The sequence below is a fragment of the Sphingobacterium hotanense genome (assembly GCF_008274825.1).
In the GTDB taxonomy this organism is placed as follows: domain Bacteria; phylum Bacteroidota; class Bacteroidia; order Sphingobacteriales; family Sphingobacteriaceae; genus Sphingobacterium; species Sphingobacterium hotanense.
The window spans coordinates 1627699-1644078 of record NZ_CP030848.1 but is presented as its reverse complement, the minus strand read 5'-3'; the positions used below and the strand labels follow the sequence as shown (position 1 = coordinate 1644078).

Here is a 16380-nt window from a genome sequence, read left to right as displayed (position 1 = left end):
ATGATTAAAACCTTTAAATCTACCTTTCTTTTGTTTGCTGTTATCGGGTTTTCTTGGACCTCAATTACTTCTTGTTCGGATGACGATGAAGTGGTAATCCCTAAACTCAGTGATAGCGGAGCAAAGACGGAATTAGCATCCCTTACGGTGCCTCCTAACAAAAAAGTATTCTTTGACTTCAAAACAAATTCCGTTCAGGACAGTGCGAAAAGCATGGTCAACTTATCCGGAATGTATGGTTCTAATTTAAAGAACTCACGCGACGATGTCTATTCAATGGGATACTTTGATATGGAAAATACGTCCGTTGAAAAACTTACATTGAAAGATATCTTGGCGGCGAAGATAACAGCTACCAATGAGTTCAGCATTGATGCGTCAAGTGCCGGTGCACCTGCAAAAGGAGCTACTTGGATTATTTATGACTTCAAGAATAACCATGCGGTTTATCCGACTCCAAATCGTTATATCGTCATGTATAAAGGCAAAGCACTGAATGATCAAGCGGAAGAGCTTTATGTCATCAACGCTGGAAAAATAACTGCTGCTCAGGGGACTGCAGATTATAATATCAATGTGAAGAAATTCACTAAGTAAAATAAACTTTATTGATTAGTTTGGGGGATCATTTGAGAAGATGATCCCCTTTTTATGTTAAAGGAACTGTTCTTAATAAGCTTTATATATACTCCTTCTCTTTCCAACCAAAATGGAAAAATCCAAATATTCCCAAAGTATCCTCTCCTATCTCAATAGGCATTAATGTCCAAATCTATTATGCGGTTTTTATAAAGAAATCGTGCTATGCAGAACGAATTTCATTATGAAATGTTATAACAAGGATACCATTAAAATTTATGAAGATGCAGGAGGATGTTCAATCAGCAAAAGAACTGAAGAGCCATGGACTACGTTATGTGGATTGCAATAAAAATGGGATAAAACGCCTCAGGAAGGGTAAGCGATTCACCTACGTTGACAAGAAGGGAAAGACTATAAAAGATGACAAGAAGCTCAAGCGTATTGCCAGCTTAGTCATCCCTCCTGCCTGGGAAGATGTATGGATATGCTCCAGTCCCAACGGTCATATTCAGGCGACGGGGATAGATGTGCGCGGTCGCAAACAATATAAATATCACACAGCCTGGTCTTCTTTACGCAAAGACAATAAATTTGCTAATCTCATCGTGTTTGGAAAAGGACTTCCGTTACTCCGGAAACAAATCAAAAGAGATCTGCGACGAAAAGACTTAGATGAGCGTAAGGTCGTCGCACTAGCTTTAGAGATAATGGATCAGACATCGATTCGTATTGGGAATGAGCAGTATAGCAAGCAAAACGGATCCTATGGTTTAACCACCCTCAAGAACAAACATGCAGATTTTCAAAGCAACAAGGTGCTATTCGAATTTGTAGGCAAGAAAGGTATCAAACAGAAAAAGGTCCTAAAAGGTAAGAGACTGTACAACATTCTACGTTCCGTAAAAGAAATACCGGGACAACGCTTATTTCAATATTTAGATAAGAACGGACGTTCGCATACGCTAGACTCTAATCAGCTAAACCATTATTTGAAAACATTTTACCAAGAAGAGGTCACCTGTAAAACCTTTCGTACCTGGAATGCCTGCTTTTCCTTTCTAGAATATCTTTCCGAAGCCGCAACACCCGAAACAAAAAAAGAACGCAAAGAAATATTGAACAATACGATTGAGCGGGTCGCTAAATTATTAGGAAATACAAAAACAATTGCAAAGAACCACTATATAGACCCTAGGCTTATGGAAAGTTATGAAGAAGGACTCTTGGATAGCTGGTTGAAAAAGGTTCCTTCTGGGGCAAAAGAAAGGGAGAAGCATATCACAAAAAAGCTTCTTCGTATGTTGCGTTAAACGAATAAGTAAAATGCTCCCAAAAACGATATAAATACCTGTTTTACAAATGCATCAAACTAGGTTCTCCTATCGAATGTTCTTCCATCAAAATAGACTAGTATGGAAACGTTCGATAGAAAGATAGAGATATTAAGGGATGCCATTGAAATAAATAATGAGCGCATTGCAGGTTATCAAAAAGCACAAGATATCGTCCAGTCGGAAAACCTTGAGAATCTATACGCTTTATTTGGTGATTACAAACGTCAATCCGAACAATTCAAGTCGGAGCTCGCTCCATTTATTACGAAGTTTGAAGAAACTGTTGATGATGGTACGATGGTAAGCGGAAAGCTATTTAGAGCTTGGATGGACTTAAAATCATTGGTTGCCCCGTCAACATCGGAGTCTGTGCTTGCGAGTTGCGAAAAGGGCGAAGATGAATTCAAAAGCGCATATAAGAATTTGATAAACGAATCTTTATCTGACTTTCCTGAGATTGTCGATTTATTGCAAACACAGCTCAGCATGCAATTAGGAGCACATGACCACATCAAAGAATTAAGAGATAATTCATAAGGAAACTAAGACATTTCCACTTGACCAGATTGCGTTTTCTAAGGAAAGCTTCTCTGGTCATGTTGGAAGCCAAGATATATTGAAAGCACTTTTTTATTACAACAAACATCCCATGAATCCCCAGATGCATATTTGGGGATTTGCTTTTGAATAGCTTGTTTCTTACCTAAAATCATTAAATTTAAAGCAGAACAGCAAACGCGCACCATCTACTTCTTACATGCCAAAAAACGATTCCCTTAAACTGTTAATTGACGTACTGAATCATTCTCCCTTAGCCACTGCTATTTACGACAGTAGCGATCTAAATATTGCTTTTGCCAATGACGCCATGTTGACGATGTGGTGTAGCAACCGGTCGATAATTGGCAAGCCTTTAAGCGAAGCCTTTCCAAATTTTAAAGAAGAAGGGTTCTCCAGAATCTTAGAAAATGTATGGCGAACGGGCATCAGCTATAAGGCAATGGATACACCTGCGGGCATCGTAGATGGCGATGTCACCCATACGCGTTATTTCGACTTCGAATACAAGGCATTGGTCAATAGAGACAACCAAACCTACGCTATCTTAAACACCTCCATCGACGTCACTGCAAGAAACAGAGCACTTCAGTTACTTAAGAAGCAAGAGCAACAGCTATCGGACAATCATGATTTAGAGGAGATTACCAATAGTCTGGCGCATGATGCAAAGAACCCGATTGCAATTGTTCGACTTGCAATAGATACGCTAAAACAAAATCACTTAATCGATGTTCAAAAAAGAGAACAATGGTATGATATCATTGATCAGGCGATGATTAGTTTGAACACGATTATCGACAAAACAGTACAGCTAAGCGAAGCGCGGGCTTACGCTCCGGAAAAAACTTTAATCAACGTGGCTGACAATATCAAGTTTTGGTGCGAAGATGCAATACTGCTTTACAATTCTCCGAACACACGCGTGGAAACCGGTTTAATATTGCCGGTACTTGGCGATCAGGGCGGCGTTTTTCAAATCTTCAGTAATATTATTGGCAATGCCATCAAATATTCATCCTCCGTGCAAGATCCAGTAGTCCGAATCTATTCCGAAACGACCAATAAGGGTGTCGCTTATTACATTACGGATAATGGAATCGGCATTCCGGAGCATGAAATCAACGAAATCTACTACAACTTTCAGCGTGGATCAAACTCAAGTAGCCATAGAGGTTCCGGAATTGGGCTATTCATTGTAAAGCGCGTTATAAAACGGCTTGATGGCCAAATAAATATTTCTAGCAAAGTAAACGTTGGAACGGAAGTCCGCCTTTTCTTTCCAAACCAATCCTAAATTCATTGAACGATTCGAAAGCTTTATTGTTCTTTAGATAGATCAAAAACAATAGAAAATGGAAACAACGAAAGAAGGAAATCCTAAAGACTTATACCCTAGACCACCGTTTAAAAAGCAGACACAAGAACCTCCCGGAGAGACCAAGAAGATGGATCCTCGACCCGATCATGGCGAACATACCTACGAGGGTTCGGGACTATTGACCGGCAAGGTTGCTATTATTACAGGTGGCGACTCGGGGATCGGCAAAGCCGTTGCCATCGCTATGGCAAGAGAAGGTGCAGATATTATCATTTGCTACAAAGATGATATTGAAGATGAAGATGCAAAGGATACCGAGGAATATGTAAAGCAAGCTGGTAGAGAAGCCATTCTATTTAAAGGAGATATCCGTTCGGAAGAAACCTGTAAGAAAATTATCGATATCGCCGTTGAACGCTATAAGAAAATCGATATTCTGATCAACAATGCTGCCTATCAAATGAGCTATAAGAACCTGCAGGAAATCACGGCAGAAGAATGGAACAAAACGTTTGAGGTTAACCTGAGTGCTATGTTTTATTTGACGAAATACGCGCAGGAGCACATCCGCGAAGGCGGAAGTATCATTAACACAACGTCTGTTAATGCTTATGATCCGAATCCTACCCTATTGCCCTATGCTGCGAGTAAAGCTGCTATTCAAAACTTCACTTCCAACCTAGCACAGAAGTTTTTGGAAGAAGGCAATGGTATCCGAGTCAACGCCGTAGCCCCCGGACCAGTGTGGACTCCCTTGATACCGAGCACAATTCCGGACCACGAGAAATTTGGTGATAACACGCCGATAGGAAGACCCGGACAGCCGGCCGAAATTGCTCCTGTCTATGTTTTCTTAGCCTCTGCAGCTGCATCCTACGTGTCTGGAGCAACCATTCCGGCTACCGGAGGCAGGATTACGATTTAAACGATCGCAAGTAACTCATCAAGCAACGCTAAGGATGCGTTAAATGCTTTTACATAAGTATCCGCAGCATTGAGGGAAGGTAATGAATAGACTCGCGAAACGAGAATTCCATGAATATCTACAGCGATAAACACATCACCGACTTCAGCTGTCGGATGCTTTTTTGTCCCCTCATAAGCAACTCCCGTCAAAGAAATCAGGACGTCTGCAGGAATAAGCTTCTTTAAGCCGGGAATCAAAGCTTTCGTAACTTCCATCGACTCGGCAGTGTAGGTGTCGATTAAATGCTGTGGAACACGGAGCAGATTGGTCTTCACAGACTCCTCAAAACATACGATCCCCCCCTTCAAAAGATGTCCAGCGTCTACCTGCAAGCTCCAGATACTGGATAAAAAGCCTGCCGTCATGCTCTCCACAGTCGCCAAAGTCCAACCTCTTTTTACTAATTCAGCCGCTACTTTGTTCAATAGCCGATGATCTATACGTACCATAATTTATCTATCATATTGCTTATTCATAGCATTAAACACGTAAAATTGTAAATCGTTGTAGAAAATCAAATAACGGTAGAATGAACCTATCAGCCATTTAGTTGTTATACATACAAACAATCAAATTTATGAGAGCAATTTGGACAGGAGCAATAGGATTCGGATTGGTGAATATTCCGATAAAGATATACAGCGCAACACAATCGAGCAGCTTGGATTTAGATATGCTGGATCGAAAGGATCAAGCGAATATTAAATACAAGCGTGTGAATGAGAAAACCGGAAAAGAGGTTGCGTGGGAAAACATTGTCAAGGGCTATATGCTTAAAGACAAGTACGTCGTACTGGAAGACGCAGATTTCGAAGATGCCATGCCAGAAAAGAATAAGATGATCAACCTTCAGTCTTTCGTCAAGATTCAGGAGGTGGATAGCGTATATTTCGATACGCCTTACTATCTGGAGCCTCAGAAATCCGGAGAGAAAGCTTATCAGCTTTTGTTGAAAGCATTGGAGAAGAGCAAAACCGCAGGCTTAGGAACCTTTGTGATGCGCAACGTGGAAAACCTGGCGATCATCAAACCATCAGACAATATTCTTGTACTCAACAAGCTTCGCTTTGAAGAAGAAATTAGAAGCACGGAAGATCTGAAAGATAGTGGGTCGGTGAAGATCAAAAAAGAAGAAATGGATATGGCGATGCAGCTGATCAAAGCCAATAGCAGACCCTTCGATATCTCGGCGTTCAAAAATGAATACAGCAAAGAATTGCTGAAGATTATACAACAGAAAAGTAAGGGAAAGCGCGCAACCATCCGAAAGATCAATGTGGAGAATACCAAAGCATCCGACCTATTAGAAAAACTAAAAGCAAGCCTTGCTTAGAAGTTGCCAAGTGCTTTCTTAATATCGACTTTACTATTCATCAGCTCTGCCCAAGGGTCGGCAATTGCTTTTACTCGTTCGGGCACTGTATCAATGGTAAAGTCGGCTATTTGTATATCCTCATCCAGCTCTTCCCAAGTAATCGGTGTACTTACCGTTGCCATCGGTTTCGGACGCAATGAATACGGCGCAGCAATGGTTTGCCCTTGTCGATTTTGAAGAAAGTCCAGATAGATCATCCCCTCCCGTTTTTTCGGATCGCGCACCAAACTGGTCGTATCCGGATGCTGATCTTGGACAAGCTGAGCAACAAATTGGATAAAGTCGCGAACGACCTCATAATCGTAACGCTCATTGACATGCAAGAAAATATGAAAACCAGTGGATCCAGAGGTTTTAATAAATGCTGGAACCCCAGCTTTATCGAACACCTCTTTAGAGGTTCGTGCAACTGCCTTTAGCTCGTCGAAGTCAGCGCCATTAGGATCTAGGTCCAAAACTGCAAATTTAGGCTTATCGGGCTTCTTATAAGTTGATAACCAGGGATTGATTTCAATCGAACCAAGGTTAGCGATAAAAAGCAAGCTCGCCAAATCATTGCATAGAAGATAGTCTATCGTGCTATTGTTGCTCTTCGAAAACATTGGTGCTATTTTCACCCAAGATGGAAGCTGATCGGGCTCTACATCTTTTTGAAAAAAACTCTTGCCTTTTATCCCATTCGGAAATCGATTCATCGAAATCGGCCTATCTTTCACATAGGGTAGTATAAAATCGCCCATTTCTTCATAGTACGCAATCATATCTCCTTTGCGGATACCCTCATCTGGCCAGTATATCTTATCCTGATTCGTTAGCTTCACTTCCTTCTTCCCGAACTTAACAATACGCTCCTTTTCCATCGCTTTCGCCTCTACAATTTCCAGTTTTGTTTCTTCTGCTGCCTTATCTGTTCTCAAGCCTTTAAATACAGGATGCCGTAAATGCTTATCCTTTGTCCATTCCGAGTAATAAACATCACATACTAATGTAGGCTCTAGCCAAGTCACTAGTCGTTCATTCGCAACTTTTACTGTCTTATCGAAAGGTTTCGTCTTTGTGCTAAGCTTCGAAAATTCTTTATGCAGATCCTTCAGCAAGGAATCGTTGAATCCAGTTCCGCAATTGCCAATATACTTCAGCTTCCCTCGATCATATGCACCTAACACCAAGGCTCCGAAACCTAATCTGGAACCCTGAGGTTCGGTAAAGCCACAGATCACGGCTTCTTGTGTATTTCTTAATTTATATTTCAACCAAGAACTGCTGCGCTTATCTTCCAGATAACTGCTATCCTTCCGTTTGGCAATCAACCCTTCCCAATGTTGCGATTCCGCTTCCTGTATGCTCTTTTCCCTATTCATATTGAGGCTTTCGACGAATAGAATTTTCGGAAGATTGGCCTTTTTGAGCAGCAGTTCCAAAATCTCTTTTCTTTGCAGTAAATCGTACGATCGAAGATCTACGTCGTCTAATTCTAAAATATCAAACACATAATAGTGAAGCTCTAGATTTCTTGGTATAGGCTCTCCCGACTGTAAAAGCTGAAAATGTGCTTGCTTGCTTTTGTCTTCGATTACAATCTCCCCGTCCAGTACACAGTCTCGCTTTATTTTATTCAATTCCTTGACCAGGCTTGGAAACTTAGCATCCAGACTGTTGGAGTTTCTGGAAAGTAATTTTACTTTATTGCCCAAGCAGACAGCGATCGATCGAAAGCCGTCAAACTTCTTCTCATATAGCCATTCATCACCATCCGGCAAGTCAGCCGCCAGTTTCGCCAGCATGGGTTTAGGCTTATTGGCGATATCCTTTGATTTGGCTGTAGCTGATTTTGTAGTTGTCTTTCTGGCTGCCGCGCTTTCTTTTTTAAAGGCCTTCCCCTCCTCTACTATCGCCTTATCAATCAGCTTCTCCGCATCAAAAGCCTTGTCCGTAGAAAATTCGTCCTTATGCTTGATCAGCAACCAGTTGTTTCCTTCTCCCGTATGCATGCGCACCAATGCAAACTCGCCTTTCAGCCGCTTACCATGAAGATGAAATTTAATAGAACCCTTTTCCAGGTCTTCCAAGAATGTTTTTGCATTTTTGCTTTCGACAAAATCATAAGTCCCTTCATCGAAAATAGAAACCGTACCGGCGCCATAATTGCCCTTAGGAATACTCCCCTCAAAAGTCGCATAGCTCACGGGATGGTCCTCAACCTGTACTGCGAGGCGTTTGTCTTTCGGATTTAAGGAAGGACCTTTAGGCACCGCCCAGCTCTTTAATACGCCATCCAATTCCAAGCGAAAATCATAATGTAGTCGGCTGGCGTGATGTCGTTGCACAACAAAGGTTAGTTTCTTTGCTTTTGCCTTCGTATTTTCTGTCCGCCCTTCCGGTTCGCTGGTAACCGAAAAGTCGCGCTTCTGTTGATATTTCTTTAAATCTGCCATAGCTGATTAAAGAACAAGACAATAGCGCGATAGTTTGTGGTAAATTCTAAATAAGGAATCTTAGTGGATCAAACCATTCTGCACAGCAAATTTAATCAGCGCTGGCGTGTTTTTCGATTTCGTCTTATCAATCAAATTCTGTCTATGGCCTTCCACTGTTCTTTTGCTCAGGAATAACTTTTTAGAAATTTCTAAATTAGTATATCCCTCACCCAATAATTCCAGCACTTCCAGCTCTCTTGAGGTTAAATCGAGTTCTGTAGGATCTAAGTTGACAGGCTGATTGTTGTTTCTTACGATCGCTTTTTCAATAAAGCCCATTGATAGCTCTTCACACAAATATCGCCCACCGCGCATCACATGCTGAATAGCAAACAGCATTTCTTCGGCACCCACATTTTTGATCAAATATCCTTTTGCACCATATTCAAACGCTCGAGCCACATGTTGATCACAATCTAACATCGTTAAAACAAGTACTTTTATATGTGGATAACGTTCGCTTACCTCACGAATCAACTGCAGTCCATCAACTTCCTGCATCCCGATGTCTGTAATGATAACATCGACCGCCAAACCATTATCTAATAAGTCTAATACCTCTCTCCCATTATTGACGTCTCCGATAACTTGGAAGTCTTGCTGCGAGTCGAGTAATAACTTGATCCCGTTTCTAACGACCAAATGATCTTCCGCTAATAATATCTTCACCTCTGCCATTCTCTATTTTATTTTTAATGTCACTTTCACCTGTGTTCCTTCCTCTAGATCCCGAATTTCCAGAGTACCATCGTAACGCTCTACCCGACTTTTTATACTTTGCAAACCAATACCATTTCTAAGGCTTTCTTCCAGCTTTGCTTGAAATCCAACACCATTGTCGGTAACTTCGATATTGACTTGTTCGGCATCGCATCTTGTCTTTACAATAACCTGACTGGCCGAAGAATGTTTCATTGAATTGTTTAACAGTTCCTGAATAACGCGGTAGACGACCAGTAAAAAATCCTTATCCAGTCCTTCTTGATCTTCACAGATATAGCATTTCACATGAAAATCGGAAGTAGAAACCCGCTCGCACATCGATAGTATGGCGGCTTTAAGGCCAAAATCATGCAATACGGAAGGCACAAGATCTACCGAGATATTACGGACCTGAAAGATGGCGTCGTTCAACATCTTTTTTATGGGCGCAATATCTCCTGCTAGAACGTCGTTCTCGGATACGATATGTTGTAAATTTAAACGAATAGCATATAGTATTTGCGCAACACTATCATGTAGTTGCTGGCCGATACGGATGCGTTCCTGCTCTTGCGTTTCGATGATTGTCTTGTATAATTCCTTTTTTCCCTCTATCCAATTTGGGTCTGGGTAGAATCCCTTATCAAACATCAGCAGACAATATTGATCCTCATCAAACTGATTCATAAACTTCTTGACATAGGTGTCCACGGCCAAGAAGTTATTGTCTTTCTGAATAAATTTTAAAGAGAGAATAAGCGGATCGTACAAACAGTCTCGGTTCTCGAATACTGCTTTTAGTTTTAACGCATCCTCGCCATCTAAAAACTCGAAAATATGACGTCCGAGGATCTGTGGATGATGCTGGCCAAAAAGCTTCAAAAAGCGGTCGTTGATACGAAAAACCTGAAAAAACTTATCGAGAAAGACATAAGCGAAAGGCCCGTCTTTAAAGAAAAGATCAATATTCAACATCGTTTTTTGCGACTCCTCATCAAAGAGCGAGTATTGCTTCATATTGAAGTCATTGTTCAAGTTGTTTTCCTCAAGCGGTAGCATGTTAAAGAATAGTACAGTGTGTTATACAATTTAATACTCTAAATTGGTAGATAAGGGAGATCACGACATTCCCTTTTTTTGGCAGTTTTTATAAGATAAGAAAATCATTATCCTACTAAAACTCTTAAAAATACGGAAAATAATCTCTTAGAATCCACACCCAGATGCTCGATTCAAACGTTTTCCGTATTAATAAGCCTATTTCAGGTATTTCACGCAAAATAACTGCTATAATTCAACCAATTTAAAAAGCTTAAGTCTACTATAACGCTTATTAATTCCTACTTATTTTGTTATTTAATTAATAATCAACAAAAAGACTCCTCTAATCGGCCATAGGCGAACTTCTATCGCTAATTGACCTGATGTCGACTGAATCGGTAGTTTATACGGTCTGCGGGTATTTATACCCATTTTAAATTAGCATCGAAAATCTGAAAAACATACTCTAAATCAATACGTTATATCTATACATCAATTAAACACTATAAGACTACTAGATATGAAAACGACCCTAAATTCCACTATCTCAGAAAACTCGCCGATACTCAAACGGCTAGCGAACAATTTCACGAATGATCCTTTCGAAAAAGAAGATTTGGTACAGGAGACATTTATTCGCTCACTAAAGTCATTAGAAAAATTCGTTAATCACCCAAAGCTAGTTTCGTGGCTTTATGTGATTATGAAAAACATCTACCTCAACAAATATCGTCGTGAAGCCATACACCGAATCGCCGAAAAGGAAATTACCTACACACAATCATCCAACAGCAAGATTAAGAATAAAGCAGAATCAGATTTTGTAGTGAAGGATGTGCAGGATGCCCTACATACGCTATCTGAAGAAAATTACAAGATTATAAGCATGTATCTAGAAGGCTTTAAATACTATGAGATTGCAGAACATATGAACATAAAAGAAGGCACCATCAAAACCCGGATACATACCATTCGAAAGATCTTGAAAAAGAAGCTACGAGTTTACGCGGTGTAAGATGTTAGATGTTAGATTTTAGATGTTAGACAAATAGAGGGCGCCGATCAGGCGCCTTTGTTTTTGAAACCTTTGAACCAGGAAAGAAAGGATTGAAGGAATGGCAGGATGTTTTGTCTTTGAACCAGGAAGAAAAGGATTCAAGGATTGGCAGGATGTTTTGTCTTTGAACCAGAAAAGAAAGGATTCAAGGATTGGCAGGCTATTTTGTCTTTGAACCAGGAAAGAAAGGATTTAAGGATCAGCAGGATCTTGTTCATCCTAAAATCCTTTCTTTCCTGGTTCAATACAATACAATACAATACAATACAATACAATACAATACAATACAATACAATACAATACAATACAATACAATACAATACAAGAAGACAACACAAGACAAGACAAGAAGACAAGACAAGAAGCCAAGACAATACTAGAAAACATACTCTAATGTCTAACATCTAATATCTAACATCTAACATCTACCAGACTGCTTTTACTCAAACCCAATTCATAACCCTTTCAAACCCAATACAAACCCCTATCATAACCTTTTTGAAAGGGCTTTGATAGGGGTTTGATTTAATTAAAAAGGATTTATCTTCTGTCGAAGGTCGGATACGTCCTGATTATTCTTCGCTATTTTTTGTTAGCTTTTGACATAGCAACCTGCGTAAGTTTTTCGTCGGCATTCTTTTCTTGTTCAAGAATCTCTGCAAAAATTGCTGCTACATCATCATGCTGCATCAACTTGGCATAGGTGGCTAGGGAACCATAGGTTGCAATTTCATAGTGTTCTACTTTCTGTGCTGCAGCAACAAGAGCCGCATCTAAGGCTTCACTTCCTTCGAACTCGCTCATGATTTCATCGGCTTCATTCAATAAGCCCTCCATTGCTTTACATTTCTTACCACGTGCCGGAAGATCGAGTAGCTGAAACACTTGCTTGAGCTTGTCAATCTGTCCTTCGGTTTCCTGTAAATGCTCTTTAAAGGCATTCTTCAACTCTTCTCCCTCTGCTGATGAGACTAATTTCTTTAAGCCTGCCAGCAGTTGTCTCTCGGCATTGTAAATGTCTTTCAGTTCGTCTACCATTAACTCATGCAAATGCGCATTAGGCATTTTCTCACCATTTTGATTCATCTTTTTGCTCATAATTTTTCCTTTCATTTTGTTGTTTACGAAGAGTTTTAATTATTGTTACCTACTGAACAGGTTTTCTCCCCATTGGTTAACCCAAATTTCGAATCAGGTACTAGTACCTACTCCGCGGCAATAAAGTGCGCAAGCAAGCAGGTAGAATTACCTGGCAACATTCGGCCTTTATACTTCAATCTACAGTAGCTTACCACGCCTGTACTGTCGTTTAGCAATCGTCGTTTTTAAAGATACCTGCTTTGCCTTTTTCAGGAATTAGCTAAGAATTGTCTCCATTTTTTTGTACATTCAGATAATCTAACCAACGCTCAAAATATTCAAACGATGAAGATCTTTATCAACAAATTAATTCCTGAGGATGGCATGAAGATATTAGCAGATTCTGGTATCGGCATGCTGATGCCGGAAAACCCGGAGATTAGCTATGACGAATGGATCGGCTACTGCCAGCAGTGCGATGCAATTCTGAATATCGGTGCTTATAAAATCGATAAGCAGTTTTTTGATTTATGTCCATCGGTAAAGGCAGTATCCTTGTTTTCGGTAGGGTACGATCAGGTTGATTTGGAGGAAGCTACGCGGAGAGGCATCCCTGTCTCCAACACGCCCGATGTGCTGAGCAAAGCAACTTCGGATATAGCGTTCTTATTGATGTTAATGGTATCTCGACTGGCGTCCTTTCATACCAACCAGGTGCGTCTTGGCGTTCGATTTAAATATTTTAATCCGATTGCTAATCTAGGGCAAGAGCTATACGGAAAAACGCTCGGCATTTTTGGGTTGGGGCGGATCGGTCTAGAGATGGCGCTAAAATGTAAAGCTGCCTACCAGATGAATATCATTTACCATAACCGCAATCAACATCCGGATTTAGAGAAGCAAGTAGACGCAAAATATGTTTCCTTTGAGGAGTTGCTGCAGCAGTCTGATGTACTATCGATACATGCAAATTACGCTCCTGAGCACCACGGTAAATTCGACGCCAGCGTTTTCCAGCAGATGAAGCCAAATGCCATATTGGTCAATACCGCTCGCGGCGGATTTATCAATGAAGAAGATCTTTACGAAGCGTTGCAATCAGAACGTATCTGGGGTGCAGGCTTGGATGTTTCGGATCCGGAACCTATGTTGCCCGACAATCCATTATTGAAGCTAGAGCGCGTATGCGTGTTGCCACATATTGGTTCTGCAACGGTGGAAGCTCGTGGAGGAATGGCCCGAACTGCAGCGGAAAACATCGTCGCTTTTGTGGATGGGAAACCGATGCCTACTTGCCTAAACCCTGAGGTTTACGAGAAATCCTAATGAAGAAAATACTAATTGCACCCAATAGTTTTAAAGGGGCGCTTACAGCAGAAGAAGTCGCCCAAGCAATTGAAACGGGGTTGAAGGCTAGCAAAATTCAAGCTGAGCTAATCAAGTTTCCCATTGCAGATGGCGGTGACCACACATCCTATTTGCTTAGCAAGCATCTAAAGGGCAAAATGGAAAAGCGCGCTGTGAAGGGTGTCTATTTGCAGGATACGGAAGCGAGCTATGCATTGCTAGACAAGGGCAAAACTGCGATTATAGAGGTTGCAGAAACCACGGGCTTTAAATCGATTAGCGGCAAGTTGCGTAGCCCTATTGAATCGAGCAGCTACGGCCTCGGCGAGCTGATCAAATATAATCTGGATCAGGGTGTTTTGGATTTTATCATCTGCCTGGGTGGTTCAGCGAGCGTTGACGGAGGAATTGGGATGTTGCAGGCATTGGGTATGGAGTTTTTAGACAAAGCCGGAAAAGCGATCAATGCGACATCGAAGAACTATAGAGACATAAAAAGTTTCTCTCTCGACAAGCTTAAAAGGATCAGTCAGGATGCACGTTTCACTGTGCTATGCGATGTAGAGAACAAGTTGTTGGGAGCTGATGGTGCGGCAGCAGTATTTGGCCCCCAGAAAGGAGCTAGTCCTGAGGATGTGAAAGCACTAGAAGCGTTCTTGGGCTATTTCGATAAATTAACGGAGGAGATCATTGGAAAATCTTTGAATTCAGTGATTGGAGGCGGGGCCGCCGGCGGACTTGGCGCCGCTTTTATAGTATTCTTAAATGCCGACATAAAGAAAGGAGCGGCATATTTTTTCGAACTCACGAAGATTGAAGATCAGGTAAAGAATGTCGATTGGGTAATTACCGGCGAAGGCAGCATAGACTCGCAATCCTTGGAAGGAAAAGCACCGGTAGTTTTAGCCGAACTGGCACGCAAGCACAATAAACCCATAATTGGCCTGGCGGGAAATATCCCATTAGAGATTGACGAAAAGTTACAGGACTATTTTGCAGCATTGCTATCAATCGGTAATCGTCCGGAGGACTTGGAAGATGCTATACAACATACCGCCGATAATTTGACGAGAACAGCTAAGCAGTTGGGCTTATTATTGAGTCGTTGATTTAGAGAAGAAGTGTCTTGAACTAGGAAATAAAGGATGAAAGGATTAGCAGGATCCTGTTCATCCTTGCATCCTTCCTTTCCTGGTATTCTAGGTTTTTGACATATGCAAATTTTCTTTAATATTTTTTCTATCACGCTGCATAATGATAATCTTCCCGATACATCTCCTGTCGTCCGATCAAGGAAAACATGATCAAAATCAGCTTGAATTTCACATTGTTCAAGACCAACGGGTAAGCTTTGGTTGTGAGCTTCCGTTGCGCATATTCTCGGAGCGTCTTGTCATGTGTAATGGCAATCTTTGCCGCTTGGTTCAACTCCTGCTTTATGGCCTTGTTGGCCATATGCGAGACTCGCTTTCGACCGCGAATACTGGTCCCAGAAGTGTGCTCAAATGGTATCACACCGGCATAGACAGCGTATTTTCGGGGATCGGTAAAAGCCTTGAAATTCTCCGTATAAACGATCGTCATCCAGGCATTGACCGGGCCTATCCCTTTGACGCTTTTGAGGATCTGATAGTTCCTGTTGAGCGATTCATCGCTTTCGATGAGCTGTAAGATTTCTCGTTCTACTCTGTAGATCTCTTTCTTATAAACATCTATCATTGTTTTACTGACCTTCAGGATCACCTTCCCTGCGTCTTTCCCGTACATCGCCTTGCGCTCAGAGCTGCTCGCTTTGTAACCGGCCATCTCTCTCACTAGACGTTTACGAAAGGAGATCAGCTGCTTAAGATCAAATATTGTAGAATTCAATTTACCGCTTGGTTCGAGCATATAAGCCTTTTCTTCCCCATACTGGGCAATCCTAAAGGAGTCTTGCTTATCGCTCTTGCCACGGACCATGCCCATCGACTTCTTGATCTCTAGACCAGATTTGCGTGTATACGAAAGACCTTTTGACTCGCAATACTGCAGGAATCTATATTCATATCCACCAGTATATTCCATGATGAAGAAGACTTGGCTTGATACAAAACCTTTCCCTCGCATCCACTTTGCCAATTGCTTAAATCCCGAACTGTTGTTCTCGATCTTAATGAAATCATGTGTGCCCCAATGGCAGATGTCCAATGTCTTCTTAGAAACGTCGACACCTAAGGTAATACGATCTTTTTTCATGATCTAAACTTTTTAATGTAAATGATTGAAAAATTGCCCGTTACCTAGTACCTTTGAAGTACCTTTGATAATAAAACTATTCTAGTTTGGCCTTAGGCAATGAATAAGGTAGGCACAGATACCAGGAAAAGTCCTTAACGACTACTTCAAAATAATGTTCAACCTGCCTTATTCATCCTAACGCTTCCGTTAGGTAATACCTTATATCTTCTATTAAGTATTTATTCATCAATTACTCTCTGTTTAAACCAAAGGTTCAAAACAAACTTTCATTCTTTTCAAAACAAACTACTCCTTCAGATAT

At 41.1% G+C, this 16380-nt stretch carries 15 protein-coding genes; 9 read left to right on the top strand and 6 right to left on the bottom strand.

Annotated elements, in window-relative coordinates:
- The 5 genes from DSM08_RS06825 to DSM08_RS06805 all read left to right on the top strand — a co-directional run bounded on the left by DSM08_RS06825 (window position 1) and on the right by DSM08_RS06805 (window position 4720).
- Window positions 1-597, top strand: a complete 597-nt coding sequence (locus DSM08_RS06825) for a hypothetical protein (protein ID WP_149525456.1) — start codon at window positions 1-3, stop codon at window positions 595-597.
- Window positions 598-857: 260 nt separating this feature from the next.
- Window positions 858-1892, top strand: coding sequence for a DNA topoisomerase IB (locus DSM08_RS06820; RefSeq protein ID WP_149525455.1), 1035 nt, complete (start codon window positions 858-860; stop codon window positions 1890-1892).
- Window positions 1893-1994: 102 nt separating this feature from the next.
- Window positions 1995-2453 carry a PA2169 family four-helix-bundle protein gene (locus DSM08_RS06815; protein ID WP_149525454.1) on the top strand — a complete coding sequence of 153 codons (459 nt, stop codon included), beginning with the start codon at window positions 1995-1997 and terminating at the stop codon, window positions 2451-2453.
- A gap of 220 nt (window positions 2454-2673) precedes the next feature.
- A complete protein-coding gene (locus tag DSM08_RS06810; RefSeq protein WP_149525453.1) occupies window positions 2674-3771 on the top strand; it encodes a sensor histidine kinase in 1098 nt (365 codons plus the stop codon).
- A gap of 58 nt (window positions 3772-3829) precedes the next feature.
- Complete coding sequence (locus tag DSM08_RS06805; RefSeq protein WP_149525452.1) at window positions 3830-4720, top strand: SDR family oxidoreductase; 891 nt, start codon at window positions 3830-3832, stop codon at window positions 4718-4720.
- Here DSM08_RS06805 and DSM08_RS06800 read toward each other — a convergent pair.
- Complete coding sequence (locus tag DSM08_RS06800; RefSeq protein WP_149525451.1) at window positions 4717-5211, bottom strand: CinA family protein; 495 nt, start codon at window positions 5209-5211, stop codon at window positions 4717-4719. The genes DSM08_RS06805 and DSM08_RS06800 overlap by 4 nt on opposite strands.
- A 128-nt stretch (window positions 5212-5339) precedes the next feature.
- On the opposite strand from DSM08_RS06800, the gene ku reads away from it, so the two are divergent.
- Complete coding sequence (gene ku, locus DSM08_RS06795; protein WP_149525450.1) at window positions 5340-6095, top strand: non-homologous end joining protein Ku; 756 nt, start codon at window positions 5340-5342, stop codon at window positions 6093-6095.
- Here the strand turns inward: ku and ligD are convergent.
- The 3 genes from ligD to DSM08_RS06780 are packed head-to-tail and all read right to left on the bottom strand — an operon-like array spanning window position 6092 to window position 10375.
- A complete protein-coding gene (gene ligD, locus DSM08_RS06790) occupies window positions 6092-8572 on the bottom strand; it encodes a DNA ligase D (RefSeq protein ID WP_149525449.1) in 2481 nt (826 codons plus the stop codon). The two genes, ku and ligD, sit on opposite strands and share 4 nt — an antisense overlap.
- Window positions 8573-8632: 60 nt before the next feature.
- Window positions 8633-9292 carry a response regulator transcription factor gene (locus tag DSM08_RS06785; RefSeq protein WP_149525448.1) on the bottom strand — a complete coding sequence of 220 codons (660 nt, stop codon included), beginning with the start codon at window positions 9290-9292 and terminating at the stop codon, window positions 8633-8635.
- Between the two features lie 3 nt (window positions 9293-9295).
- A complete protein-coding gene (locus DSM08_RS06780; RefSeq protein ID WP_149525447.1) occupies window positions 9296-10375 on the bottom strand; it encodes a sensor histidine kinase in 1080 nt (359 codons plus the stop codon).
- 502 nt (window positions 10376-10877) lie between these two features.
- Here DSM08_RS06780 and DSM08_RS06775 point away from each other — a divergent pair.
- Window positions 10878-11372, top strand: coding sequence for an RNA polymerase sigma factor (locus DSM08_RS06775; RefSeq protein WP_149525446.1), 495 nt, complete (start codon window positions 10878-10880; stop codon window positions 11370-11372).
- 624 nt (window positions 11373-11996) lie between these two features.
- Here DSM08_RS06775 and DSM08_RS06765 read toward each other — a convergent pair.
- Window positions 11997-12512, bottom strand: coding sequence for a YciE/YciF ferroxidase family protein (locus tag DSM08_RS06765; RefSeq protein WP_246172505.1), 516 nt, complete (start codon window positions 12510-12512; stop codon window positions 11997-11999).
- A 327-nt stretch (window positions 12513-12839) separates the two neighbouring features.
- On the opposite strand from DSM08_RS06765, the gene DSM08_RS06760 reads away from it, so the two are divergent.
- Together DSM08_RS06760 and DSM08_RS06755 are read left to right on the top strand one after the other, a co-directional pair.
- Window positions 12840-13820, top strand: coding sequence for a 2-hydroxyacid dehydrogenase (locus DSM08_RS06760; protein ID WP_149525444.1), 981 nt, complete (start codon window positions 12840-12842; stop codon window positions 13818-13820).
- Window positions 13820-14950 carry a glycerate kinase gene (locus DSM08_RS06755; protein ID WP_149525443.1) on the top strand — a complete coding sequence of 377 codons (1131 nt, stop codon included), beginning with the start codon at window positions 13820-13822 and terminating at the stop codon, window positions 14948-14950. The genes DSM08_RS06760 and DSM08_RS06755 overlap by 1 nt, the downstream gene beginning before the upstream one ends.
- A gap of 133 nt (window positions 14951-15083) precedes the next feature.
- Here DSM08_RS06755 and DSM08_RS06750 read toward each other — a convergent pair whose 3' ends face one another.
- Complete coding sequence (locus DSM08_RS06750; protein ID WP_149524930.1) at window positions 15084-16076, bottom strand: transposase; 993 nt, start codon at window positions 16074-16076, stop codon at window positions 15084-15086.
- Window positions 16077-16380 lie beyond the last annotated feature (304 nt).

Bases quoted from the DNA above. Each gene is read 5' to 3' on its own strand.
- DSM08_RS06810 (WP_149525453.1), top strand. From the start codon at position 2,674: ATGCCAAAAAACGATTCCCTTAAACTGTTAATTGACGTACTGAATCAT.
- ligD (WP_149525449.1), bottom strand. From the start codon at position 8,572: ATGGCAGATTTAAAGAAATATCAACAGAAGCGCGACTTTTCGGTTACC.
- DSM08_RS06765 (WP_246172505.1), bottom strand. From the start codon at position 12,512: ATGAGCAAAAAGATGAATCAAAATGGTGAGAAAATGCCTAATGCGCAT.
- ku (WP_149525450.1), top strand. From the start codon at position 5,340: ATGAGAGCAATTTGGACAGGAGCAATAGGATTCGGATTGGTGAATATT.
- DSM08_RS06775 (WP_149525446.1), top strand. From the start codon at position 10,878: ATGAAAACGACCCTAAATTCCACTATCTCAGAAAACTCGCCGATACTC.
- DSM08_RS06750 (WP_149524930.1), bottom strand. From the start codon at position 16,076: ATGAAAAAAGATCGTATTACCTTAGGTGTCGACGTTTCTAAGAAGACA.
- DSM08_RS06785 (WP_149525448.1), bottom strand. From the start codon at position 9,292: ATGGCAGAGGTGAAGATATTATTAGCGGAAGATCATTTGGTCGTTAGA.
- DSM08_RS06755 (WP_149525443.1), top strand. From the start codon at position 13,820: ATGAAGAAAATACTAATTGCACCCAATAGTTTTAAAGGGGCGCTTACA.
- DSM08_RS06800 (WP_149525451.1), bottom strand. From the start codon at position 5,211: ATGGTACGTATAGATCATCGGCTATTGAACAAAGTAGCGGCTGAATTA.
- DSM08_RS06820 (WP_149525455.1), top strand. From the start codon at position 858: ATGAAGATGCAGGAGGATGTTCAATCAGCAAAAGAACTGAAGAGCCAT.
- DSM08_RS06805 (WP_149525452.1), top strand. From the start codon at position 3,830: ATGGAAACAACGAAAGAAGGAAATCCTAAAGACTTATACCCTAGACCA.
- DSM08_RS06760 (WP_149525444.1), top strand. From the start codon at position 12,840: ATGAAGATCTTTATCAACAAATTAATTCCTGAGGATGGCATGAAGATA.
- DSM08_RS06780 (WP_149525447.1), bottom strand. From the start codon at position 10,375: ATGCTACCGCTTGAGGAAAACAACTTGAACAATGACTTCAATATGAAG.
- DSM08_RS06825 (WP_149525456.1), top strand. From the start codon at position 1: ATGATTAAAACCTTTAAATCTACCTTTCTTTTGTTTGCTGTTATCGGG.
- DSM08_RS06815 (WP_149525454.1), top strand. From the start codon at position 1,995: ATGGAAACGTTCGATAGAAAGATAGAGATATTAAGGGATGCCATTGAA.